Raw genomic sequence first — 25,160 nt, 5'->3', positions numbered from 1 at the left:
AAGTCCATGGATTATTCCAATGGACTTTCAATATATCATCTTGTGTCTTGAATAACAAGAAACGTAATATGAAATTTTTCTAAAAAATTTCTAATCTTTTAGAGACCAGAATATTTTAGTAAGATTTTAATTTCTTCCAGAGATAGTCATAAGTTTCTGTAGCCGGGACATCAAGACTGTTAAAAATTTCACAGTTTTCTAAAGTTTCCTGATCAGAAAAAACAGTAGTACTTTCCTGAACCTCTTCATCCAGTTCGTCATAAACAGCGGTGTTTGGTGTAGCATACCAGACATAGTCAAAGTTTTCCATACCGATATCTTCACGACAGAGATAATTTAAAAACTGTTCTGCAGCATCCTTATGCTGGCAGGTTTTGGGAATGAACCAGGAGTCCATCCACATATTGGAACCTTCTTTCGGAACCACATAATCAAGATCATCATTATAATCCTGTGCATAGGCAGCCTCTCCGGAATAAATAAGAGCCATGGCAGCATTTCCGGCAATCATTTCATCGGCAGAAGAATCTACCAGATAGGAGTAGACTAAATCTTTCTGGTCACAAAGCATGGAAAGTGCTTCGTTTAATTCATCTTCATCCGTAGTATTGATGGAATAGTCCAAAAGCCGGAGTGCAGGAACGAAGGTATCGCGGACGGAATTTTCCATGATAATCTGTCCCTTATATTTCGGATTCCAGAGAACATTCCAGCTGTCCATATCAGCTTCATCTACCATGGTTTTATTGTAGAGAATACCAAGTGTGCCGAAGAAATAAGGCAGTGTGTATTTTGTTTCCGGGTCAAAGGCCTTGGAAAATTCCACATAGGTCGGGTCGATGTTTTCGTAAAGTGGAATATTATCATAATCCATTTCTAAGACTTCACCTTCATTGATAAGCTTCTGGATCATATAGTCGGAGGTACAGATTAAATCGTATTTGATGGAACCCGCTTTGTATTTGGTATACATTTCCTCCGGACTTTCATATTCTTCGTATTTGATGGTAATACCGGTTTCTTTTTCAAATTGCTGGATAACATCCGGCTCTATATATTTTCCATAATTTAAAATAACAAGTGCATTTTCATCCTCTTTCTGTCCACAGCCGGAAAGAGTAAGGAGACCAGCAATAAGCATAAATGAAAATAAGAATTTCTTCATTTCTTAAGACCTTCCTTTCGCATCCTTGACACTGCGGTAATTCATAATCAGAAGAAGCACCAGAGCAAGGAAGAATAAAATCGTAGACAGTGCATACATTTCCGGAATAATACCTTTACGCAGCTGGGTATAAATCATGGTGGACAATGTATTGACACCGGCACCCTTGGTAAAATAGGTGATGGAAAAATCGTCTAAGGACATTGTCACAGCCATCAGAAAACCGGAGAATACACCAGGCTTGATATCCGGCCATACAATTTTGAAAAATGCATAAAGTGGTGTTGCACCTAAGTCTCTGGCAGCCTCATAGGTATGGGAGGAGGTGTTGGAAAGCTTAGGCAGTACATTTAAAATGACATATGGAATGTCAAAGGTAATATGTGCAATCAATACGGTTGATGTTCCAAGCTCTGTAAAGCGGACAAAAAGCAGCATCAGGGAGATACCAGTAACAATATCTGCATTCAGAAGTGGAATGTTAGTTGCACCAAGCATAATCTGACGGTTCCTTTTCCGCATGGCACTGATTCCGATTGCTGCCATGGTTCCGATTATTGTAGCAATCACAGAAGATGCAACGGTAATCAGAATCGTGGTATAAAAGGCATTCATAATAGTCGGGTCAGAAACAAGATTGCGGTACCATTCTGTCGTAAATCCGCCCCATTTTACACGGGAGAGGGAGTTGTTGAAGGAAAGTACAATCAGAACTCCAATTGGAAGATACAGAAACAGGAAAATAATTGCAAGATAAATTCTTGATAAACTTTTCTTTACCATACTGCATGCCCTCCTGATTCACCGGCACGATTCATAAATGCCATACTGATTAAAACAAAAATCATAAGTACAATGGAAAGTCCGGAACCTAAATTCCAGTAGGAACCCTGCATGAAGGACTGCTCAATAACATTTCCAATGAGAAGTACTTTACCTCCACCTAAAAGGTCTGAAATAACAAAGGAGGTAAGTGCCGGCACGAATACCATAATAATTCCGCTGACAATTCCAGGCAAAGTAAGCGGCAGAATGATACGGAAGAAGGTGATAAAACTGTTGGCACCTAAATCCCTTGCCGCATCTATGGTTTCTTTGCGGATACGTACTATGGAATTGTAAATCGGCATAATCATAAAAGGAAGAAAATCATAAATCATGCCAAATACAACGGCTCCCTGGGTATTTAACATATGAAGCTTCGGGATGCCAAAAATGGAAAGGAATCCATTGATAATTCCGTTATTGGAAAGCAACATCTGCCATGCTAAAATACGCAGCATGAAGTTCATCCACATTGGCAGGACGAAGATAAATACCACAAAGCTCTGATGCTTGATATGAAGACTGTTTAATATCATGGCAAGCGGGTAGGAGAGCAGGAGACAGACAACCGTACATAAGATACCAAGCTTCAAGGAAAGCAGGAGTGCTTTTATATGTACCGGGTCTGCAATTGCAGCAATATTTGCCCAGGTAAAACCACCGTCACTGTTGGTGAATGCGTAATATAATATCATCAGAATCGGAAGTACAGTAAATCCAATAATCCAGACCAGATAAGGTCCGGCTAAAAGTCTTTTTCTGGCATTATGCATCGAGTTCCACCGCCTTTTCGTCACTGGATTCCGGTTTATGCATAATCTGGATATTGAAAGGAATTACCTTCATTCCCACATGGCTTCCGGTTTCGAAATATTTGGTGGTATGAACAAGCCATTCATATCCGCCAGCCATAATTTCGATTTCGTAGTGGACACCCTTGAAGATAACAGAAGTAATATCACCATCCATAAAACCGGTGCCGGCTTCTACAATCTCAATATCTTCCGGGCGGATGACTACGTCTACCGGTTTATTATTACCAAAACCGGTGTCGACACATTCGTGCTTGATGCCTAAGAAGCTGACTAATTTATCCTCAATCATGATACCGTCAATGATATTGCTGTCTCCGATAAAGTCGGCAACGAATGCATTTTCCGGCTCATTATAAATATCTTCCGGAGTACCAATCTGCTGGATATAGCCCTGATTCATGACAGCAATGGTGTCTGACATGGTAAGGGCTTCTTCCTGGTCGTGGGTAACATAGATAAAAGTAATGCCAAGTTCATTTTTCAGACGAATCAGTTCGTACTGCATGTCCTGACGCATTTTTAAATCCAGTGCACCCAAAGGCTCGTCTAAAAGGAGCACCTTTGGTTCATTTACAATGGCACGGGCAATGGCAATACGTTGCTGCTGGCCACCGCTTAAGGAATCAATGCTGCGGTTTTCATAACCGTCTAAGTTTACAAGCTTTAAGGCATATTTGATTTTATCCTGAATATAAGCCTTGCTTTTCTTGCTGATTTTTAACCCAAAAGCAATATTTTCTGCAATGCTCATATGGGTAAAAAGTGCGTATTTCTGGAATACAGTATTTAATTTACGCTCATTTGGCGGAAGAGAAGTAATATCTTTTCCATCAAAAATAATACGTCCGGTGTCCGGTGTCTCAAAACCACCGATAAGACGCAGGGTAGTAGTCTTTCCACAGCCGGAAGGTCCCAGCAGTGTTAAGAATTCGTTTTCCTTTACATAAAGATTTAAGTCATCCAAAATCATATTTCCGTCATAAGTTTTGGTAATATTTTCTAATTGTATTAATTTCTTGCCCATCATAACCTCCTAAAAACTTGGCGGGTTTGTAACCCAGATAAGAACGGCATCTTTCCTGCCGGTATTTTCGATATGGTGCTTTTTATTGGACTTAAGATAAAAAGACTCCCCCTGTCTTGCAGTATAAGTACGGGTACCATATATGATTTTAATGGAGCCCTTAAGTACATAGCCGAATTCTTCTCCCTCATGTGGAAGATAGATGTCTGATGTGCCGCCGGGCTTCAGCGTCAGTCGTACCGGTTCCATCATATCTTTCTGGGCACCGGGAACCATCCATTCGATTAAGCTCCTGTGTTCCGCATCTTCTTTTTCAAAATAATCTTCATTTTTAAAGACAAGCTGTGCAGGTTCATCATCTGCAAAAAATTCTGCCGGCGTAGTGCCGAGACACTGGATAATATCTAAAAGTGTACCCACGGAAGGAGACGTAAGATTACGCTCTAACTGGGAGATAAATCCTTTGGATAATTCCAGACGGTCAGCCAGTTCCTGCTGGGTGAGACCGTAGAGAATCCGCAGCTCTTTGATTTTATTTCCAATATCCATTTTGTACTTCCTTTCCATGAAAAGTGATTTTACATAGTTTTTACAAAATGAAGCTAATAATGTATTTGAAGTTTAATAATAATAAACTCACTAAGGAGTATTATGAGAAATTGAAAGAGAAATGTCAATACTATTTTTAGATTATTTTTAGACAACAAAAAAAGCTCCCGAGGGGACTCGAACCCCTGACCTACGCATTACGAATGCGCCGCTCTACCAACTGAGCCACGGAAGCAGAATAATCTGGTTATATGCGAAATAAAATATTTTCCTCAGACAACCCTTTATTTATTAAAATCATACTATAATATTATATATAGAAAAAAATAAATTTGCAATGTTTTTTTGAAAAAAGTTGTTCTTTCAAAGGTTACTTGGTATAATGGGCGTAGATGTGTAAGAACCGGAGAAAGATGAACCGGCTTATGAAAAGGGAAATCATTACAAGGAGGAAGTTTTTTTCATGGAAGTGAAGGAATTTGTTTCAGGGGGAAAGAAAACTGAGGACAGTAAGAAGAATATGAAGAAGAAAATTAACAGCGCAAAGAAAAATTATGCAAAGAAGAACAGTCAGTTTACGATTGCAGAATTAAAGGAAAACAGCACGCTGATTATGTTATGTGTATTTGTGGTTCTTGCCGTATTGGAAATTGTGCTGGGTATACTGGTATGGAAGATACCGGTAGTGAGCGTATGTATTGTAGTGTTGATTGAAGCGGGACTTGCTGCATGTCTGCATAACCTTCCTGTCTGGCTTCATGGAATTGTTGCAGCAGCAGAGATTGTCGTTGGAATAATTTCCGGTAAAGTAATATTTATGCTGATTGGAATTTTATGCTATGGGGCAGCTTTGTTTGCATTGAAATTCCAGAAGGAAAATAATCCGCTTTCTATATTAAAATAAGAAGAAATCATACCAGGAGATAAAACATGGATCCCTTACAATTAGTAGAGTTATTAAGAGGACACAGAACTTATATTCAGACACATAATTTTCCAGATCCGGATGCGATTGCCAGTGCCTTTGGCTTACAGCATTTTTTAAATTACCATGGGATTAATGCAGATATCTGTTATGATGGCAAGATTGAACGCCTGAGTACAAGAAAGATGTTTGACACATTTCATATTGATATTTTGTCTAAAGAAGATTTGGATGATATGAAGAAAGAGGACTATATTGTTACCGTAGACTCCCAGAAATATAATGCGAATCTGACCGATTTTATCGGAGATGAGGTGGCATGTATTGACCATCATCCGACAGTAATTGCCTGTGAATATGCTTATAAAGATGTGCGCCGTGTAGGAGCCTGTGCCACAATGATTACAGAGTATTTTTATCTTACCAATACACCAATGAGCCGGGATGTGGCGGCAGCACTGGCATATGGCATCAAGATGGATACGGATGACTTTGTCCGTGGTACAACAAAGCTTGATGTGGATATGTTTGCATACATTTATCCAATGGCAGATGTGGAAGAGTTAAAATCCATGTATGTAAATGTAATGGAGTTTTCTGATTTAAAGGCATATGGTGCGGCAATCGATAATATCCACATTTATGATGATGTGGGATTTGCATCGATTCCGTTTGATTGTCCGGATGCGCTGATTGCAATTATTTCAGACTTTATTTTGTCTCTTGATGTAGTTAATATTTCCGTGATTTATGCAATCCGTTCTGATGGCATTAAGTTTTCTGTCCGGAGTGCATTAAATCATGTAGATGCCGGAAGAGTTGTAGCAAAGGCATTAGCAGATTATGGAAATGGTGGCGGACATCCGGCAATGGCTGGCGGTTTCATTCCAAAGAAGAATATGGAAAAGTTGGAACCGGACCGGGATTATAAATTAGAAATGCTGTTCTTAGAGCAGATCAAGGCAGAAGAAGGAAGGTAAGATACCATGGCAGAAAATCAGGTGAAGATAACCTATCATATTTATCTTGAGGCAGAGGATGTATCCCAGTCGAGAATTTTATCCAGTACCTCTTATGTAAAGAACTTATTTAAAAATTGCGGCAATCATTATTTTCAGGGTGTAGACTTTGATGATGAAAGTGATTTGGATGATTTTACCCTGCGTCTCTTTGCGGAGCAGGAAATCTTAGAAGAAGAGTGCAGCGTAGAGGCAGATGCAAAAGACTTTCCGGCAGATATGGCAGAATTCTTGGATAATATAGCCCAGGCACATTCTTTCCTTGATATGGAAGGTGATTTTACCGTGGAATATCAGGGCGAGAAAGTAAGTTTTAAGTTTGCTTCTGAAGCAGGAGCAGATTACTGTGACTTTGAAGAAATCGAAGAAGCATAAAAATTCATAAGCAATTTCCTGTAAAGTAAGAAAGAGAAAGGCAGTATGAAGAGCAGGTGCAATTCATACAGCCTTTCTTTATTTCCTCTTTAAGCAGAGCTTCTCAAAACTTCCAATCAGCTGATAGAGCAGCATGGCAATGAGACAGAGAATCAGAATCGATAAGATGACCCAGTCTAATTTAAAAACCTGGCTGCCATAAATAATAAGATAGCCTAAGCCTTTTTTTGCTGCAATAAATTCACCGATGATAACACCAACCAGACAAAGACCGATGTTGACTTTCATAATAGAAAGCAGGGTGGGAACACAGCCCGGCAGCATAATTTTAAACATGACATCATTACGGGTGCCGCCTAATGTCTTTATCAGAAGAATCTTTTCTTTATCCATATCACAAAAAGCAGTGTAAAGACTCAGAATAGAGCCAAAGATAGATACGGACATACCGGTGATGATAATGGTCTTGTAATTGCCGCCCAGCCATACAATCAGCAGTGGAGCCAGCGCGGATTTTGGCAGGGAATTTAAAACCACAAGATAAGGCTCTAAGGTTTCGGATAAGGTTTTGGAAAACCAGAGGATTGCAGCAATCAGTAATGTTAAAATAATAACAAAGAAAAAGCTGCTTAAGGTTTCAAACAGGGTGATTCCAATGTGATAAAGGAGCTTCTGACCGGTAATCATCTGGTAAAAGCAGATGATAAGTCTGGTGGGACTGCTGAAAATAAAGGGGTCGATTTTTCCATATTTCGCACAGAGTTCCCATTGCAATAAAAAGACAACAAGAATCAGAATGCGAAAGATTTTTATTTTAAGCTGATGCCTGCGGCATTGCCGTAAGTACATAAGCTGTGCAGAGGATGGGTTATTCATTTTGATTAAATTCCTTCCATATTAAGTTAAAATAGGATTTAAAATGGCTGTCATTCCGTTTCTCTAAAGGCGTAAGACCAGGCTCAAAGGATATGGGTATAATGGAGCGGATTGTGCCCGGCCGGTGGCTTAAGACAATAACACGGTCTCCCATGGAAATTGCTTCGGATAAATCATGGGTTACAAGAATGGCGGTTTTATGTTCCTGCCGCAGAATGGTACCGATGTCATTGCTGACATTAAGGCGGGTCTGATAATCTAATGCCGAGAAGGGTTCATCTAAGAGAAGCAGCTCCGGGCGAAGTACCAGGGTCCGAATCAGGGCAGCCCGCTGCCGCATGCCGCCGGAAAGCTCAGAAGGACGTTTTGCAGCAAAATCGGCAAGTCCATAAGTTTCTAACAGCCGGCTGGCATAAGCAAGATTTTCCGGTGTCATTTTGTGCTGGATTTCCAGCCCTAATTGGACATTGGATGCGATGGTACGCCACTCTAAGAGGTGGTCTTTCTGAAGCATGTATCCCATATTTAAGATATCCTTTGACTGCAGGGGGTGTCCCATGAAGGAAATGCTGCCGCCGGATGGGACAAGGAGACCGCAGATAAGGGATAAAAGTGTTGATTTGCCACATCCACTGGGACCTACAATAGCAACAAATTCTCCATTGGATAAAGTAAAACTGATATTGGACAGAGCCTTGGTTTCGCCGTCTTTCGTATGATAAATATAATCTATATTGGACAATTCAAGGATGGAGCACATGGTATTCACCTGATAGAAGTTTATAGGATAATATATGTGAAAAAATGAGATTGGTCACCCGGATTGACAGAAGAAAAGGATAGATTATAATAGGAACAGAATCGACAGAAATTTTGAATGGGAAAGGTAAATGCGATGAAAGAAAATTACCAGAAAATATTGGATGAAACGATTGCCGGATTAGAAGAAAGAGGAGAAGTTCCGAAACTTTTACTTCATAGCTGCTGTGCACCCTGCAGTTCTTATGTATTAGAGTATCTTTCCAACTATTTTTATATTACGGTGTTGTACTATAATCCCAATATTTATCCGGAGGATGAATATTATCACAGAGCAGCGGAGCAGAAACGCTTTATTAAAGAATTTCCGACGAAATATCCTGTCACCTTTGTGGAAGGAAATTTTGAACCGGAGCGTTTTTATGAAACAGTAAAAGGTTATGAAAATATCCGGGAGGGTGGCGAACGGTGTTTCCGCTGCTATGAATTAAGACTGCGGGAAGCGGCAGAGTATGCGAAAAAATTAAATTGTGATTATTTTACGACAACGCTGTCTATCAGTCCCATGAAGAATGCTGCAAAGTTAAATGAGATTGGAGGAAGGCTGGCTGAAGAATATGGCATTCCCTATTTATATTCGGATTTTAAGAAACGGGATGGCTATAAGCGTTCTACCGTAATTTCGGAAGAGTATGGCATGTACCGGCAGGATTATTGTGGCTGTGTATTTTCGAAGCGGGAGCGGGAAGAACAGAAAAGAGAACGTGCGGCGCAGGAAAGTGAGCAGACAGTACAGGAGTGATTTCTTCTGGTTGTCATTTTATGAAAAATAAGGTATACTTTCAGAAGTTAGTTATGGATTTTTGTTTAGAATAAGTACGGACATCCGTATGGAAAGAGAGGATAAAAGAGTGGCACAGTTATGGGGTGGACGCTTTACCAAAGAGACAGACAAGCTCGTTTACAATTTTAATGCGTCTATATCATTTGATCAGAAATTCTATAAACAGGATATGGAAGGCAGCATTGCGCATGTGAAAATGCTTGGAAAACAGGGCATTTTAACAGAGAAAGAAATGCAGGATATTGTAGACTGTTTAAAAGAAATCTTAAAAGAAGTAGAAGAAGGAAAGCTTATTATTACCGATGAATACGAAGACATTCACAGCTTTGTAGAGGCAAAGCTCATTGACCGTCTGGGAGATACCGGTAAGAAATTACATACCGGACGAAGCAGAAATGACCAGGTTGCACTGGACATGCGTCTTTATACCAGACAGGAAGTATTGCATACTGACAAGCTGGTAAAAGAACTTCTTGAGACCATTCTTAAGATTATGGAAGAAAATACCGAGACGATTATGCCGGGATTTACCCATCTTCAGAAAGCACAGCCGATTACACTGGCACATCATATGGGAGCTTATTTTGAGATGTTCCGCCGTGACAGACTCCGCCTGCAGGATATTTTTAAGAGAATGAATTACTGTCCGTTAGGTTCCGGTGCCCTGGCAGGAACTACTTATCCATTAGACCGTGAATATACTGCAGAATTACTTGGCTTCTATGGACCAACCTTAAACAGTATGGATGGCGTATCAGACCGTGACTACTTAATCGAATTTTTATCTGCATTATCAACGATTATGATGCATTTAAGCCGTTTCTCAGAAGAAGTTATCATCTGGAATTCCAATGAATATCAGTTTGTAGAGATTGACGATGCATACAGCACCGGAAGCAGCATTATGCCACAGAAGAAAAATCCGGATATTGCAGAATTGGTACGTGGAAAGACCGGAAGAGTGTATGGTGCACTGATGTCATTGCTTACTACAATGAAGGGAATTCCCCTTGCGTATAATAAAGATATGCAGGAAGACAAGGAGCTTTCCTTTGATGCCATGGATACTGCAAAAGGCTGTCTGGCACTCTTTAACGGTATGCTCGCAACTATGAAATTCAATAAAGAAAAAATGCATGACAGTGCCAACAAGGGATTTACCAATGCGACAGATGCAGCCGATTATCTGGTAAATCATGGCGTTCCTTTCCGTGATGCCCACGGTATTGTAGGAAGAATCGTGCTTTATTGTCTGGATAAGAAGATTGCCATTGATGATATGTCATTGGATGAGTTAAAGGCAATCTGTCCGGTATTTGAAGAAGATATCTATGAAGCAATTTCCATGGAAACCTGTGTTAATAAACGTCTGACTGTTGGTGCGCCTGGTAAAGACGCAATGGAAAAAGTCATTGCATTGCATAAGGAATATCTGTCAAAGGACTGGCAGGATGAGTTGAATCTGCCGGAAGAGGCGTAGAAAATAAGTAGCTTATTTAAAAAAATTGGTACATATGTATAAGAAAAATGCAATTCACTTAGTAATTTTTGATAAATTGTGAATTGCATTTTTTGTATAAATAGGATAGTATATTTATCAGAAAGACAACTGTTCGCGATAGACGAACATAAAAACGTGAGGAGAAAAAGAAATGAGCAGCAAATTAAAAGTCGGTATTTTAGGTGGAACAGGAATGGTAGGTCAGAGATTTATTTCTCTTCTGGAGAATCATCCATGGTTTGAGGTAACTACAATTGCAGCAAGCCCAAGAAGTGCAGGAAAGACCTATGCAGAAGCAGTTGGAGATCGTTGGAAAATGGATACTCCAATGCCGGAAGCCGTTAAAAATATTGTAGTAAAGAATGTTAATGAAGTAGAAAATGTTGCAGCAGAAGTTGATTTCGTATTCAGTGCTGTAGATATGACTAAAGATGAAATCAAAGCAATTGAAGAAGCATATGCTAAGACAGAGACTCCTGTTGTTTCGAACAACAGTGCACACAGATGGACACCGGATGTTCCTATGGTAGTACCTGAAATCAATCCGGAACATATGAAAGTAATCGAATTCCAGCGCAAGAGACTGGGAACCAAGAGAGGATTTGTTGCAGTAAAACCAAACTGCTCCATCCAGAGTTATGCTCCTGTTCTTACAGCATGGAAAGAGTTTGAACCATATGAAGTAGTAGCAACTACCTATCAGGCAATTTCCGGTGCCGGAAAAACCTTTAAGGACTGGCCGGAAATGGTTGGAAATATTATCCCATACATCGGTGGAGAGGAAGAAAAATCCGAAAAAGAGCCACTTCGTATCTGGGGTGAAATCAAAGATGGTGTCATTGTACCTGCTACATCACCGGTTATTACCTGCCAGTGTATCCGTGTTCCGGTATTAAACGGACATACAGCAGCTGTATTTGTTAAGTTCAAAAAGAACCCTACAAAAGAGCAGTTAATCGAAAAATTAGTAAACTTCAAGGGTGTTCCACAGGAATTAAATCTTCCAAGTGCACCAAAGCAGTTTATCCAGTACTTAGAAGAAGACAACAGACCACAGGTTTCTATGGATGTTAACTATGAAAACGGTATGGGAATCAGTGTTGGACGTCTTCGTGAGGACACTGTATATGATTGGAAATTCGTAGGATTATCCCACAATACCGTACGTGGTGCGGCTGGTGGAGCTGTTCTTTGTGCAGAACTTTTAAAAGCACAGGGTTATATTACCGCAAAATAAGCAGCAAAATATGTAACAAAATGAAGATAGAAAAGTCATATTGCAGGAAAGCAGTATGGCTTTTTTATCGTTTTGGCGTTGATAGAAAAATTAAAATGTGATATTATTTTTGTTAGAGTGACTTCTTAGAATTAGAAATTTTGGAGGATATTACCAATGATGATTCAGACATCCGAATTAAAAAAATTAGAAGAGGTATATGGACAGTCCGGCAATCAGATTGTTCTTTTATATGGAAGAGATAACTGTCAGAAAGAGCAGTTGATAAAAGAATTCTGTAAGGAGAAAAAGTTTTTTTACTATCGCGCCAGACAGGCATCCGAAAGGGAACAGGTTTTGCAGATGGGGCAGGAAGTGGAAACAAAATACGGAATTCGTCTGACACGCTATAGTTATGATGAATTCTTTAACCGCATCAAGAGTGGAGACCCGACCAAGCTTGTGGTTGTTATTGATGAATTCCAGTATATTGCCAGAAAAGATGTTGGCTTTATGAACAGCATTCTGAAACTGAAAGCAAAGAAATTATATCCGGGTCCTGTTATGATTATTCTGACCAGCTCTTCACTGGTATGGGTAGAGGAAGACTGCAGAGAAAAATATGGTGAATACTTAAAGAAGGTAGACGCAGCCATCCGCATGGAGGATGCGACATTTCTTGATGTGGTTCGACATTTCCCGGAATATGGAACCAGTCAGGCAGTGCAGGTCTATGGAATTATTGGAGGTGTGCCGGGTTATCTTACACGCTGGAATTCCAAAAAGAGTATTAAGGAAAATGTCTGTCGGCATATTTTGTCTCCGGATGGCTTCCTGTTCCATGAGGCAGAAAATTATATCAGCATTGAATTAAGAGAACTTTCTGTATATAATACAATACTTGCAGCATTGGCTTCGGGAAATAATAAGCTGAATGACCTCTTTTTAAAGACAGGCTTCTCCAGAGCAAAAATCAGTGTCTACATGAAGAATCTGATGGCATTTGATGTGGTAGAAAAGGTGGTTTCCTTTGATACCGGTGGCTGGGAGAATACGAAAAAGGGTGTTTACCGCATTGCCAATACTTATGTGAATTTCTGGTTCCGTTTTGTCTATCCACATTTATCGGACTTATATATGATGGCACCGGAAGAATTTTATGATACTTATATTGAAAAAGATTTAGATGACTATATGAACCGTTATTTTGTCAAGGTCTGCCGGGAATATCTGACTTTATTAAATCGTATTGGTAAACTTCCGATTGACATTCACCGGATTGGAACCTGGGTTGGAAAGAAGGGCAATATCGATATTGTCGCCCAGAACAGTGTCCGTGAGAGCATTGTCGGAATCTGTAACTGGTCAGAGCCTTATATGACCCGCTCGTCAGGTGAAGCATTGCTTGATAATCTGAAACAGGCAAAAATTTCCGCAAAATATCTTTATATGTTTTCCGCACAGGAATTTGCAGAGGATTTAAAACAGATGGCAGAAGAAGATAAAAGATTTGTCCTGATCGATATGAAGGAATTATAAAGTGCCGGAAAGCTAAAAATGACAGTAAAGTCAAATGATTGAAAAAGACAAAATAATAGAAATGGCACAGAAATTGGAGGAAATAACGGTTGGGTAAGTCGTTAATTATCACGGAGAAACCAAGTGTTGCCCGGGAATTTGCACGAATTCTTGGCGTATCCGGCAGAAATGACGGATATATCGAAGACAGTCACTATGCTATTACCTGGTGTGTTGGTCATCTGGTGGAAATGGTATATCCGGAAGAATATGATATAAAATATAAGAAGTGGAAGTTAGAAGACCTTCCATTTCTTCCGAAAGATTATAAATATAATGTCATACCATCTGTAAGCAAACAGTATGACATCGTACATAAGCTTTTACACCGGGAAGATATTGATACCGTTTACTGGGCAGGCGATGCCGGAAAAGAAGGACAGACCATTGAAGAGAATATCCGGCGGTTCGGTGGAGTCCGTGAAGGTATGAAAGAGCTGCGGGTATGGATAGATTCGCAGACGGAGGAAGAAATTAAAAGAGGAATTGCTGAAGCAAGACCAATGGCGGATTATGATAATCTTGCTAATTCCGGGATTATGCGTACCATTGAAGACTATGCCATGGGAATTAATTTTTCCCGTGTCATGTCTGTAAAATATGGAAATCTTTTAAATGATGCTGCAGGAACCAAGTCCTATACTGCAATTGCAGTTGGCCGTGTCATGACCTGTGTACTTGGCATGGTTGTAATCCGGGAGCGGGAAATCCGTAATTTTGTAGAGACACCATTTTACCGGGTGGTGGGAAATTTCTTTGATGCAGAGATAGAAGGTGAATGGAAAGCGGTAGAAGGTTCTTCTTATTATGCATCTCCGTTGCTTTATAAAGAGAATGGATTCAAAGAAAAAGTACATGCAGAAAAGTTAATTGAAGATTTAACTAATAAAACAGCGGTTGTAAAAACAGTAGATAAAGGAATTACAAAGAAACGTGCACCGCTTTTATTTAACCTGGCGGAGCTGCAGGCAGAGTGCTCGAAAAGGTTTAAAATCAGCCCGGACGAGACGCTGCAGGTAGCACAGGACTTATATGAAAGAAAGCTGACTACTTATCCGAGAACAGATGCAAGAGTATTATCTTCTGCCGTTGCAAAAGAAATCAGTAAGAATATCAGAGGACTCCGTTCCTTTGAGCCGGTTGCACCTTTTGTACAAAATATTATGGAACATGGTTTATATAAAAATATCGGAAAGAGCAGTTATACCGATGACAGTAAGATTACAGACCATTATGCTATTGTTCCAACCGGACAGGTCAATGAATATAAGTCGCTGACGGAATTGCAGAAGCGGGTCTACGAGCTGATCGTGCGGCGTTTCTTAAGTATTTTCTATCCGCCGGCACAGTATCAGACGGTAAAACTGACCATCGGAATTGAAAAGGAATCTTTCTTTGCCGGAGCAAAAGTATTAAAGGTTCCCGGATATCTTGAAATTGCCGGAAGACCGGATACCAAAGAAAAACGGGAAAAGGAAGATGGCGACGGAGAAGAAAACAATCCGAAGAACAGCGCAGCATTACTAAAACTTGCAGATAGTCTCAAAGAAGGAGATACCGCAGAAGTAAAAGAATTTCTGGTAAAAGAGGGAAAGACTTCTCCACCAAAGCGTTATACTTCAGGTTCCATGGTGCTTGCCATGGAAAATGCGGGACAGTTAATCGAGGAAGAGGAATTAAGAGAACAGATTAAAGGCTCCGGAATTGGAACCTCTGCTACAAGGGCAGAAATCATCAAGAAGCTGGTGCGTATCGGCTACCTTGCTTTGAATAAGAAAACACAGGTGCTGACGCCGGAAGCCTTAGGCGAGATGGTTTATGAAGTGGTGAATATGACTGTTCCGGCACTTTTGAATCCGAAGATGACCGCTTCCTGGGAAAAGGGCTTGGATGGCATTACCCAGGGAACGGTTCCGATGGAAGATTATCGGGAGAAGTTAGAGGAATTTATCCGGAAAGAAACAGTTTCCATGATAAATGAAAATCTCACCAGCCAGATTGCCGGTCAGATTCGTCCATTGGCTGGCAGCAATGCCAAAGATATGAAGGCAAGGGTTAAAATCGGAGCAACCTGTCCGGTCTGTGGCGGCGAGATTGAGACCACACCTTTTGGTTATGGCTGCTCGAATTATAATAAAGATGGCAGTGGATGCCGTTTTGCTATTGGTTCCATCGCCGGAAGAGAGCTTAACGATGAAGAAGTAAAGCAGTTATTAAGCGAAGGCAGAACCGGAGTCTTAAAGGGATTTACTTCGAAGAATAAGAAGAAGTTTTCTGCCTGCCTTGTGATGGCAAAGGATGAAGAAGGAAAACCGAATATAACCTTTGATTTTTCACAGAATGAGCCGGAGACCATAGAGGGCGTAAGTTGTCCGTTGTGTGGCGGAGCAATAGAAATAAAGCCATTTGGTTATGGCTGTGCCAATTATAAAGCGGAAGATGAGGCTGGCTGCCGGTTTGCCATTGGCAAAATAGCCGGGAAAGATTTAAACACTGCCCAGGTGAAGGAGCTTCTGACCAATGGAAGAACCGGAACGATTCGTGGATTTACTTCAAAGAATAAGAAGAAATTTGATGCCTGCCTGATGCTTGGAGAAGATGAGAATGGAAAGAAAGTCCTGAAATTTGATTTTGAGCATGTGGAAGCAAAGAAGGTAAAAGATGTAAAATGTCCACTGTGTCAGGGTGATATTGTGCAGACGCCATTTGGCTATGGCTGTGCCAATTATGACAGAAACAAAGAGGACAGCTGCCGTTTCTCAATCGGTAAAATAGCCGGAGTAAAATTAAAGGAAACTCAGGTAAAAGCACTTTTACTGACAGGAAAGACAGAAATTATAACAGGATTTAAATCTAAGAATGGCAAGAAATTTGATGCACCATTGAAGCTTACCGAGGATGGACGCATTGAATTTGACTTTCCGGAGCGTCCGAAACCGGAAGAGACAAAAGTAAAATGTCCAAAGTGTGGGGCATTGTTAAAGAAAAGCCAGTGGTACTATGAATGTGACTGCGGATTCCGGGTGAACCGTTATGTAGCAAAGGTGGAACTGGCTGAAGAAGTGTTAGAAGAGCTTTTTACAAAAGGATATACCACTAAAAAAATAACCGGATTTACTTCGAAAGCAGGAAATGTATTTGATACCTGTCTGAAGTTTGAAGAGGATGAAATTCGTTTTGATTTTGACCGGAAACCGGAAGAAGAAAGAGAGGAAGAGAAAGATGGAACAGTGCAAAATCAGTAATATGTATACATTAGAGGAGACAATCGCAAAGGATTATCTTGCACAATTTACTTATCCGTGGGAGGCACTTGCCGGAATCGGAGATTATATCAAAGAACTGGGAAAAACATTGAATCCGGATGTTTATGAACAGAAGGGTGAGGATATCTGGGTGGCAAAATCCGCTGCCGTGGCACCGACAGCATGTTTAAATGGTCCTTTAATTATTGATGAAAATGCTGAAATACGACACTGTGCATTCATTCGTGGAAATGCAATTGTCGGAAAAGGAACGGTGGTAGGCAATTCTACCGAGTTAAAGAATGTCATTCTTTTTAATTCCGTGCAGGTACCACACTATAATTATGTGGGAGATTCTATTTTAGGATACAAGTCACACATGGGAGCAGGTTCCATCACATCCAATGTAAAATCCGATAAGACACTGGTGGTAGTAAAATCTGCTGATGAGAAGATGGAAACCGGACGTAAGAAATTCGGTGCCATGTTAGGAGATTTTGTAGAGGTCGGCTGTAATTCCGTATTGAATCCGGGAACGGTCATCGGACCACATACCAATATTTATCCGCTTTCCCCGGTACGTGGAGTAGTTCCGGCGCATTCTATTTATAAGAATAAGAATGAAATTGTAAGTAAAGCAGAAGGTTAAACGGATGGAAATTTACCCGCAGAAGTTACCTGCGGTAGCTGCTTGCAGAAAAATGACAATAGAAAATTAAGAAATGAATGGTTGACAAAAACAGCTGTATGCATTACTGTATTAATTAAGTAATACATACGGCTGCTTTTTAGTTGGACGAGAACTTTGAAAAGAGTGTTTCTCGCAGTATATACGGGAAGCTTACAAAGAGTGTTTCTCGTGAATTTTGGAGGGTGAAAATGTTAGAAGTACAAGAGCTTACTAAGAAATATGGAAAGAATGTAGCAGTGGACCATGTCAGCTTTATGGTGCAGGATGGTCAGGTCGGTATCCTGCTTGGACCAAATGGTGCCGGAAAATCAACCATTATAAAGAGTATTGCAGGACTCCTTCGTTATGAAGGTGGTGTTGGTATTAATGGAATGAAGGCAAGAAGCCTGGAAGCGAAGAAAATATTTGGCTATGTACCGGAGATTCCGGCAATGTTTGAAGCACTGACGGTGCGGGAGCATATCGAATATGTGAAGCGGGCATATAACAGTGACATTACAGAGGAAGAAATAGATGCACTGCTGACACGTTTTGAACTTCTGGATAAACAGGAGAAGCTGGGAAATGAATTGTCCAAAGGAATGATGCAGAAGGTCAGTATCTGTTGTGCACTTGCTATTCATCCAAAGGTTGTGATGTTAGATGAGCCAATGGTTGGACTTGACCCGGCAGCCATAAAAGAACTGAAAGAAGTTGTGCTTGAGTTAAAAGAGAAAGGCTGTACCATTCTTATCAGTACCCATATGCTTGAAATGGTAAAAGATTTGTGGGATGTGATGTTTGTAATGGAACAAGGGAAAATTATAGCAACATTTAACAAAAATGAAATTGCGGATAAAGACATAGAAGAACTGTTCTTTGAAGTGACAGAACCAAAGACTGGTGGTGAAGAACATGAGTAGTCTTTCCTTTGTTTTTTTCCAGACCATTAAGAATAAAGTGAAGCGGAGCCTGAAACGGCCACAGACTTTTCTTGCACTGGTATTTGTTGTTTTATATGCAGCATTGGTATTGTATGGACTTGGTTCCATGTCTGTCGATTTCGGATTAAACAGCCCGGAAGGAATTGCAACTGTTTTATCCGTACTGATGGTTATGATTGTTCCGGCAAATCTGATTTCCTATATCAAGAGAAAAGGACTGTTGTTCCGCCCGTCAGAAGTACATTTTGTATTTGCTGCACCGGAAGAACCGAAGAAAGTTATTCTTCATGCCGGAATGAAGCAGTTCTTAACCAATTTTATTGTTGAACTATTTGTACTGGTACTTGGAATTGGTGTATTTGGTGTTACACCATATAAGATGATTTTATATTTCCTTTATGCTGGTGTACTGGAAAATATTTTAGAGGGAGCGTTAATGATTATCTGCTATGGAAATGAAACACTTCCTAAACAGTTCTTTACCGTACTTACCTATATTATGTATGGAGTAATGGCAGCTTTTGCACTGGTGGCAATCTACTTTGTTTCGGTGAAAGGCATGCAGTTATCTGTGTTTGTGGACTTAATCCAGCTTCCGGTGGTACAGCTGATTCCGATTATAGGCTGGGAAATTGCATTGATTCAGCTTATTATTATAGGTCCTGCAGGAATCAATGTGGTGGCAACCGTACTTCTTTTAACCAGTACTGTTTTTCTGGTACTTTATGCGAAAAAGATGAAGTGTACCGGAGAATTCTATGAAGATGCTGCAAAATTTGCAGAAGATTATGATGACCGGATGAAACGCTCGAAAAAGGGCGAGGTTGTAGTGGGAAATGGCAAGAAAAAGTATTTACGGAATGTAAAGATGGCTTATAAGGGAACTTACGCTAAAGCAATTTTCTACCGGCAGGTATTAGAATACCGTAAAAACCGTTTCTTTATCTTTGGCTGGAATTCGGTGCTGTTTCTGGTTATAGGTGTGGCAATTGCGGTTGTCTCTTATTATAATAAAATTTCCAGCCAGCCTTTTAAAATGTTTGTAATTCCGGGCGTCATTGCCTATGTTATCTTTATTTTCAGCGGTTATAAGACGAAGTGGTCGAAGGAACTGGCAAATCCATACACCTATCTGATTCCGGACAGTAATTTTAAGAAAATGTGGTATGCCACCAAAATGGAGCATATCCGTGCGCTGATTGACGGACTTCTGATTACGCTGCCGGGCAGTATCGTAATGGGACTTCCGGTGTCTTACATGATTTTGACCGTCATTTTATATATGTGCCTGAATGCTAATAAGCTTTATATGAATATGCTGGCAGATGTCGTGATAGGGAAAATGTTTGGAGAACTGGGCAGAACGATTCTTCGGATGCTGTTCCAGGGACTGGTATTATGTGTCGGAATCATTGTGGCAGTAGCAACGGGAGCGTTCATTTCCGTGACTGCAGGATTTATTATGATGATAGTCGTTATATTCCTGCTGACACTGGTTGGAGCAATCGGAGCATCCTTTGCATTTGAGCGGATGGAGGCATTAGATTAACAAATTGAGAAAATTAAGGGGCATTTCCTGTAAAAAAGACTGGACTAATGTAAAAAAATGTGAGAAAATGAGGGCGGTGTGTTAAATGTATAACAAAGTTTAACATGATATATATTTCATATCGAAAGGAGTCTTATAATGATTTACACGAAGGAAGTCGAAAACATGTGTCCTGTTGCCAAGGGCGCAAAACATGAGCCAGCTCCAATTCCAGAAGAAGGAAAATGGGTTCATTCCAAAAAAATTGAAGATATTTCAGGATTTACACACGGTGTAGGCTGGTGTGCACCACAGCAGGGTGCCTGCAAGCTTTCATTAAATGTAAAAAATGGTGTGATTGAAGAAGCACTGGTTGAGACAATCGGATGCTCAGGTATGACACATTCAGCAGCAATGGCAGCAGAGGTCCTTCAGGGAAAAACAATTCTTGAAGCATTAAATACTGACCTTGTTTGTGACGCAATCAATACAGCAATGAGAGAATTATTCTTACAGATCGTTTACGGACGTACTCAGAGTGCATTCTCTGATGACGGACTTGCAGTAGGTGCTGGTCTGGAAGATTTAGGAAAAGGACTTCGTTCCCAGGTTGGTACTATGTACGCAACAAAGGAGAAAGGTGTTCGTTACTTAGAGATGGCTGAAGGTTATGTAACAGGCATCGCTCTTGACGAGAACAACGAAGTTATCGGATATCAGTTCGTTTCTCTTGGAAAAATGACAGACTTTATCAAAAAAGGTGATGACCCTAACACTGCATGGGAAAAAGCAAAAGGCCAGTATGGTCGTGTAGCTGATGCTGTTAAGATCATTGACCCAAGAGAAGAGTAAGAAAGGAGAGACGAAGATAATGGCATTATTTGAAGGATATGAAAGAAGAATTGACCAGATTAACGCTGTATTAAACAGCTATGGTATCAGCTCTATTGAAGAAGCTGAAAAAATTACAAAAGATGCTGGACTTGATGTATATGATCAGGTAAAGAAAATCCAGCCTATCTGTTTCGAGAACGCTTGCTGGGCTTACACTATAGGTGCAGCAATCGCAATCAAAAAAGGATGCAAAAGAGCTGCTGATGCTGCTGCAGCAATCGGTGAAGGTCTTCAGGCATTCTGTATTCCAGGTTCTGTTGCTGACCACAGAAAAGTAGGTCTTGGACATGGTAACCTTGGAAAAATGTTATTAGAGGAAGAGACAGAGTGTTTCTGTTTCTTAGCTGGACACGAGTCCTTTGCAGCTGCTGAAGGTGCAATCGGAATCGCTGAGAAAGCAAACAAAGTACGTCAGAAACCACTTCGTGTTATCTTAAACGGACTTGGAAAAGATGCTGCACAGATTATTTCACGTATCAACGGATTTACATTTGTTGAGACACAGTATGATTACAAAGCAGCTAAACTTAACGTTGTATATGAAAAAGCATATTCTAACGGACTTCGTGCAACTGTAAAATGTTACGGTGCTGATGATGTTCAGGAAGGTGTTGCAATCATGCATCATGAGAACGTAGGTGTTTCCATTACCGGTAACTCTACCAACCCAACACGTTTCCAGCATCCGGTTGCAGGTACATACAAGAAAGAATGTATCGAGCAGGGTAAGAAATACTTCTCTGTAGCATCCGGCGGTGGTACAGGACGTACCCTTCACCCAGATAACATGGCTGCAGGTCCTGCTTCTTATGGTATGACAGATACTATGGGACGTATGCACTCTGATGCACAGTTTGCAGGTTCTTCTTCCGTACCAGCTCACGTTGAGATGATGGGCTTAATCGGAATGGGTAATAACCCAATGGTTGGTGCTACAGTAGCAGTTGCCGTTTCCGTAGAGGAAGCAGCAAAAGCTGGTAAATTCTAAGAAAGTGCGTAAAATCAACACTTTTAAGAGTATTAAGATGTGGTAAAAAGTAGTTGAAATTGTGTCGTTTGACCACCATATGGTAATTTATTAGGGAGCTTTTCTTTTGATTAAGAGAGCTCCCTTTTATTGCATTTTTTCCAGGTCTTTTTTTAGCCATTCTACATCACGAACCGTATAGACCGATTCCGTTATATCCTTAATCGAGTGACCGACCATTTGCTTCAGAGCATTTATATCAACATCCGCCTTCTTACATCTGGTTATAAACGTTTTTCGTGGATCATGTGGTCGATGCTCCTTATTTAATCCGAGCGACTCAATTACCTTGGTGAATCTGTAACTGTATTTATCGTATGTCATAGTCATGGATGAAGAGTGTGTTATTCCGACATCATTCAAGAGATATACGCTTTAGTTGACCAGTCTTATAAAGATTATCAGAGAAAGCTTAAAGAACTGTATGGTAAAGAAGCTCATGAAAAGATTATGCATGCTTTAAATGTTAAAAAAAGCGGAAGAACGGTATATATACGGTTCATATATGTTTGGCGAATGTAGCACCTATATCGACGAACCAATACCGAAGACATTATTTTATGAGCCATATTCAGACAGATTCTTCGAATCCACAATAGTAGACATAATGCAGGCTGAATACAGAAATATATGCCAGAACTGAAAATGTTCGATTAAAAATGCCAAGTAATTTTAAGTTTCATGTGCAATGTTAATACATTGTATTGACAAAGGCGAAAATGGAGAATATAATAATATTAAGAAAGGAGTGATATATATGGCAAATACAAATGTAACAATGAGAATTGATGAAACGTTAAAGGCTCAATTGCAAGAACTTATGTCCAGTCTTGGACTTGATATGACTACTTTCTTTACTATGGCTGCGAAACAGGCAGTAAGGGAGCAAGCATTACCATTTAAGCCTGATATGAATACTGGAATTTATGGATTACAAGCATATAAGTTAGCAATGCAGAACACAAATTATAATAAAGAAGGCAAAGCTGTCATATCATCTGCTGACGAATGGAATGATGAATCTGAATGGGATGATATGTTTGAACAAATGAAAAAGGAGAGAGGTGTTAAATAGTGAACAAAGGTGAAGTGTGGTTTGTGGAAATTCCTTTAGAGGAAGATGAAAGCAAATCAATAAATAGACCAGTTGTTGTACTTGATGAAAATATTCTTGGTGTATTATCAGTTAAAATCACCAAACACAAAGCAAGGAAAGAAGATCCTTATGATACACCAATTATTTATTGGGAGGAAGCTGGTTTAAGATTGGCTTCTACTGCAAGAGTATCAAAAGTAACACTTCTTACAAAAGACAGTTTTATTTTTAAAATAGGTGATTTGCACCATGAAGATTTGAAGAAAATTGAAGAGATGTATAAGAAATTTTTAAGAGATAATGGTGCTATATAGAGTTATATAGTGCCATTTCTTAAAATTCGACTTTTATCCTGTTTAGAAATGAAGTAGAGGAATTAGTTGGAACAGTTGTTGTAATAAGCCAATGAATGAATGATTTACTTGGAAAATTAGAAGAGACAATATGAAGTATCAGAGGTTTAGCATTGCTAAGTATAAATGAAAATATATTATATATTCATCATGCTAACATTGATAATTCGTATGATGAACGATGGGCAAAAATTTATATTCCAAATATGAAAAATATCCAAGGAAAAGCCGGATTATTTGGTGGAAAGTTTTCTTTCAAGTATGAAGGACAAGAATATAAATTTAAACTATCATCAAAGGCCGGAAAATTTGTGGATTTTTTTGTAAAGTAAAAGTATGAGGATAACAGGATGAAAAACTTACAAAAGTATCTAATGATTTTGGGAACGATAATGTTAAGTATTGGGATTAGTGCGTGCTCTAAACAACCAGACTTCGATGCCAAATCTTACGCCCAAAGTTCTCTTGATGCATACTATCATGGAGAATATAAGGACTATGCGAATCTGTTAGAACTCTCGGAAAAAGATGCAAAGAAAGAAATCGAAGAGGATTTTAATGAGAGCATCCAAAAGCAATTTGATGATTCCGATAACATTACGGATAAAGGAATTGCTGATTATACGGAAAAACTGACAGAAGTAAAGAAACTGGCAAAATACAAAGTACAGGATGTGAAAGAAGAGGATGGAGTTTATACAGTAAGTGTACAAGTTGAACCATCCAATGTATTTCAGACATTGCAACAAAGCTCTACAGAGGTAAGCAATGAAAAAATAAAGCAGGGATTGGATGGAAATGATCCGGAAGTCTTTGCAGCCGTATTAACAGAAAGTGTCCAGAAGAGTCTTGAAAAGAACAGTTATGGAAAAACTGTTACTGTAAAAGTATCCGTGGAAAAAGATAATTCAGGAAAATATGGTCTTTCGGATACAGAGATGAATAAGCTGGAAGCAGCGATGTTCCCAACAGAATAAGAATGAATGGAAAGCTATCAGAGGAAAAACTGGTAGCTTTCTTTTATCTTCAAGACGAGAAAAGTTCTGGCGATAGTAACGTTTAATCATCGATATTCTTATTTTATTTTCTATTTTACCAACTAATCTGGCGATGCATTTTACGATATTGTCCGGGAGTTATACCAGTGTATCTCTTAAAAATAGAAATAAAATAACTTTGAGATGAAAAATTCAAGTAAGTACTGATTTCACCCAGACTATAGTCGGAATGTGCCAGTAAATTCTGTGCCTTTTCAATAAGAACTTTATGGATAAAAACAGTAAGCGTCTGTCCGGTTTCTTTATGGAACAGGGCAGACAGATATTTAGGTGTTAAATTAACTAAAGATGCCAGTTGATTTAAGGTTAAAGTTTTATTTTTACCATGATAGATATAATCAATGACGCGAGAAATAGCTGGTGAATAGTAGTTTTTTGGAGTCTTTTTTGCTTCAGCAACACGAAGCGTAAATTCAATAGCCATCTGTTCATTTAATTTCATTAAAGCGTCAACATCGGTACATTGTTCCATTTTTCGTATATATACATCACTTAAGGAAAAAGCAGTTTCCTCATTAAGTCCTCCTTCGATGGCATATCTGGTAACTAAAGTTGTATTAGCAATACTTGCATAAAAAAGTAATTTTAATTTGGAATTGGAAGAGGTCATCTTTCCGTAAACAGTTGTTGGGAGTGAATAATAGGTATTCTCCAATGCGTGAATATCTCCGTTTGAAACACATTCGAGAATTGCTTTTTCCTGTGCATAAGATGTATGTATCCGTTCATTTTCTGCATTTTCCAACATTTCATGTGTGAGTGAAAAATTGATGTCTGACTTCATTTTATACATAGGTAATTCCTCCTGTCAAAAACACGATAAATTGACATAAAACACGATAAATCAATATAATTATATGCCGGAAATAGATAA

26 protein-coding genes and 1 tRNA gene are annotated in these 25,160 nt (G+C 39.5%); 17 read left to right on the top strand and 10 right to left on the bottom strand.

What is annotated here, in order from left to right; genetic code table 11:
* Positions 1-115 precede the first annotated feature (115 nt).
* The 6 genes from DWW33_RS01905 to DWW33_RS01880 form a co-directional block, all read right to left on the bottom strand.
* Positions 116-1,165, bottom strand: coding sequence for an ABC transporter substrate-binding protein (locus DWW33_RS01905; RefSeq protein ID WP_118638739.1), 1,050 nt, complete (start codon positions 1,163-1,165; stop codon positions 116-118).
* A 3-nt stretch (positions 1,166-1,168) separates the two neighbouring features.
* Positions 1,169-1,948 (bottom strand): ABC transporter permease, encoded by a 780-nt coding sequence (locus tag DWW33_RS01900; RefSeq protein ID WP_117698573.1) that lies wholly within the window; start codon positions 1,946-1,948, stop codon positions 1,169-1,171.
* Positions 1,942-2,763 carry an ABC transporter permease gene (locus DWW33_RS01895; RefSeq protein ID WP_117698572.1) on the bottom strand — a complete coding sequence of 274 codons (822 nt, stop codon included), beginning with the start codon at positions 2,761-2,763 and terminating at the stop codon, positions 1,942-1,944. Before DWW33_RS01895 ends, DWW33_RS01900 begins: the two co-directional genes overlap by 7 nt.
* Positions 2,756-3,829, bottom strand: coding sequence for a spermidine/putrescine ABC transporter ATP-binding protein (potA, locus tag DWW33_RS01890; protein WP_117698571.1), 1,074 nt, complete (start codon positions 3,827-3,829; stop codon positions 2,756-2,758). Before potA ends, DWW33_RS01895 begins: the two co-directional genes overlap by 8 nt.
* A 9-nt stretch (positions 3,830-3,838) precedes the next feature.
* Positions 3,839-4,378, bottom strand: a complete 540-nt coding sequence (locus tag DWW33_RS01885) for a helix-turn-helix domain-containing protein (RefSeq protein ID WP_022243215.1) — start codon at positions 4,376-4,378, stop codon at positions 3,839-3,841.
* Between the two features lie 162 nt (positions 4,379-4,540).
* Positions 4,541-4,613 (bottom strand) — tRNA-Thr (locus DWW33_RS01880).
* A gap of 228 nt (positions 4,614-4,841) precedes the next feature.
* Between DWW33_RS01880 and DWW33_RS01875 the strand changes: the two genes are divergently transcribed.
* The 3 genes from DWW33_RS01875 to DWW33_RS01865 are packed head-to-tail and all read left to right on the top strand — an operon-like array spanning position 4,842 to position 6,697.
* Positions 4,842-5,282: a hypothetical protein gene (locus tag DWW33_RS01875; RefSeq protein WP_118638738.1), complete on the top strand. Its 441-nt coding sequence runs from the start codon at positions 4,842-4,844 to the stop codon at positions 5,280-5,282.
* 26 nt (positions 5,283-5,308) lie between these two features.
* Positions 5,309-6,283 (top strand): DHH family phosphoesterase, encoded by a 975-nt coding sequence (locus DWW33_RS01870; RefSeq protein WP_118638737.1) that lies wholly within the window; start codon positions 5,309-5,311, stop codon positions 6,281-6,283.
* 6 nt (positions 6,284-6,289) lie between these two features.
* The gene (locus DWW33_RS01865; RefSeq protein ID WP_118541541.1) at positions 6,290-6,697 is read left to right on the top strand and encodes a hypothetical protein; all 408 of its coding nucleotides are present in this window, start codon (positions 6,290-6,292) and stop codon (positions 6,695-6,697) included.
* 78 nt (positions 6,698-6,775) lie between these two features.
* Here the strand turns inward: DWW33_RS01865 and DWW33_RS01860 are convergent, their stop codons facing one another.
* Entirely contained in the window at positions 6,776-7,573 is a 798-nt protein-coding gene (locus tag DWW33_RS01860) for an ABC transporter permease (protein ID WP_118541539.1), read from the bottom strand.
* A complete protein-coding gene (locus DWW33_RS01855) occupies positions 7,566-8,333 on the bottom strand; it encodes an ABC transporter ATP-binding protein (protein WP_117698567.1) in 768 nt (255 codons plus the stop codon). The genes DWW33_RS01860 and DWW33_RS01855 overlap by 8 nt, the downstream gene beginning before the upstream one ends.
* 135 nt (positions 8,334-8,468) lie before the next feature.
* Here DWW33_RS01855 and DWW33_RS01850 point away from each other — a divergent pair, with 135 nt between their 5' ends.
* The 10 genes from DWW33_RS01850 (at position 8,469) to DWW33_RS01805 (ending at position 21,740) form a co-directional block, all read left to right on the top strand.
* Positions 8,469-9,134, top strand: coding sequence for an epoxyqueuosine reductase QueH (locus DWW33_RS01850; RefSeq protein ID WP_243088487.1), 666 nt, complete (start codon positions 8,469-8,471; stop codon positions 9,132-9,134).
* 109 nt (positions 9,135-9,243) lie between these two features.
* Positions 9,244-10,656, top strand: a complete 1,413-nt coding sequence (argH, locus tag DWW33_RS01845; protein ID WP_117698565.1) for an argininosuccinate lyase — start codon at positions 9,244-9,246, stop codon at positions 10,654-10,656.
* 172 nt (positions 10,657-10,828) lie between these two features.
* A complete protein-coding gene (gene asd / locus DWW33_RS01840) occupies positions 10,829-11,914 on the top strand; it encodes an aspartate-semialdehyde dehydrogenase (protein WP_117698564.1) in 1,086 nt (361 codons plus the stop codon).
* A gap of 156 nt (positions 11,915-12,070) precedes the next feature.
* Positions 12,071-13,432: an ATP-binding protein gene (locus tag DWW33_RS01835; RefSeq protein WP_117947091.1), complete on the top strand. Its 1,362-nt coding sequence runs from the start codon at positions 12,071-12,073 to the stop codon at positions 13,430-13,432.
* A gap of 89 nt (positions 13,433-13,521) precedes the next feature.
* Positions 13,522-16,716: a type IA DNA topoisomerase gene (locus tag DWW33_RS01830; protein WP_118638735.1), complete on the top strand. Its 3,195-nt coding sequence runs from the start codon at positions 13,522-13,524 to the stop codon at positions 16,714-16,716.
* A complete protein-coding gene (locus DWW33_RS01825) occupies positions 16,694-17,365 on the top strand; it encodes a UDP-N-acetylglucosamine pyrophosphorylase (RefSeq protein WP_117841114.1) in 672 nt (223 codons plus the stop codon). Before DWW33_RS01830 ends, DWW33_RS01825 begins: the two co-directional genes overlap by 23 nt.
* Before the next feature lie 230 nt (positions 17,366-17,595).
* A complete protein-coding gene (locus DWW33_RS01820) occupies positions 17,596-18,309 on the top strand; it encodes an ABC transporter ATP-binding protein (RefSeq protein ID WP_117698561.1) in 714 nt (237 codons plus the stop codon).
* Positions 18,302-19,879, top strand: a complete 1,578-nt coding sequence (locus tag DWW33_RS01815) for a putative ABC exporter domain-containing protein (RefSeq protein WP_118541529.1) — start codon at positions 18,302-18,304, stop codon at positions 19,877-19,879. The genes DWW33_RS01820 and DWW33_RS01815 overlap by 8 nt, the downstream gene beginning before the upstream one ends.
* Positions 19,880-20,017: 138 nt before the next feature.
* On the top strand, positions 20,018-20,710 hold the full coding sequence (locus DWW33_RS01810) for an iron-sulfur cluster assembly scaffold protein (RefSeq protein WP_022243201.1): 693 nt from the start codon (positions 20,018-20,020) through the stop codon (positions 20,708-20,710).
* A gap of 19 nt (positions 20,711-20,729) precedes the next feature.
* Positions 20,730-21,740: a GGGtGRT protein gene (locus DWW33_RS01805; RefSeq protein WP_117841112.1), complete on the top strand. Its 1,011-nt coding sequence runs from the start codon at positions 20,730-20,732 to the stop codon at positions 21,738-21,740.
* Between the two features lie 126 nt (positions 21,741-21,866).
* Here DWW33_RS01805 and DWW33_RS16265 read toward each other — a convergent pair whose 3' ends face one another.
* Complete coding sequence (locus DWW33_RS16265; protein ID WP_243088505.1) at positions 21,867-22,103, bottom strand: tyrosine-type recombinase/integrase; 237 nt, start codon at positions 22,101-22,103, stop codon at positions 21,867-21,869.
* Between the two features lie 15 nt (positions 22,104-22,118).
* Here DWW33_RS16265 and DWW33_RS16305 point away from each other — a divergent pair, with 15 nt between their 5' ends.
* The 4 genes from DWW33_RS16305 to DWW33_RS01775 all read left to right on the top strand — a co-directional run bounded on the left by DWW33_RS16305 (position 22,119) and on the right by DWW33_RS01775 (position 24,205).
* On the top strand, positions 22,119-22,301 hold the full coding sequence (locus DWW33_RS16305) for a DUF6353 family protein (RefSeq protein ID WP_118638733.1): 183 nt from the start codon (positions 22,119-22,121) through the stop codon (positions 22,299-22,301).
* Between the two features lie 235 nt (positions 22,302-22,536).
* Positions 22,537-22,854 carry a type II toxin-antitoxin system RelB/DinJ family antitoxin gene (locus tag DWW33_RS01790; protein ID WP_118638732.1) on the top strand — a complete coding sequence of 106 codons (318 nt, stop codon included), beginning with the start codon at positions 22,537-22,539 and terminating at the stop codon, positions 22,852-22,854.
* Complete coding sequence (locus tag DWW33_RS01785; protein ID WP_243088486.1) at positions 22,854-23,189, top strand: type II toxin-antitoxin system PemK/MazF family toxin; 336 nt, start codon at positions 22,854-22,856, stop codon at positions 23,187-23,189. Before DWW33_RS01790 ends, DWW33_RS01785 begins: the two co-directional genes overlap by 1 nt.
* Before the next feature lie 389 nt (positions 23,190-23,578).
* Positions 23,579-24,205 carry a hypothetical protein gene (locus DWW33_RS01775; RefSeq protein ID WP_118542436.1) on the top strand — a complete coding sequence of 209 codons (627 nt, stop codon included), beginning with the start codon at positions 23,579-23,581 and terminating at the stop codon, positions 24,203-24,205.
* Positions 24,206-24,320: 115 nt separating this feature from the next.
* Here the strand turns inward: DWW33_RS01775 and DWW33_RS01770 are convergent, their stop codons facing one another.
* Positions 24,321-25,079, bottom strand: coding sequence for a helix-turn-helix domain-containing protein (locus DWW33_RS01770; protein WP_117699251.1), 759 nt, complete (start codon positions 25,077-25,079; stop codon positions 24,321-24,323).
* Between the last annotated feature and the right edge of the window lie 81 nt (positions 25,080-25,160).

The sequence above is a fragment of the Roseburia sp. AF15-21 genome (genome assembly GCF_003479505.1).
GTDB lineage: Bacteria > Bacillota > Clostridia > Lachnospirales > Lachnospiraceae > Roseburia_C > Roseburia_C amylophila.
The sequence above is the reverse complement of the archived record's forward strand: the minus strand, read 5'-3'. Positions and strand labels throughout refer to the sequence as shown.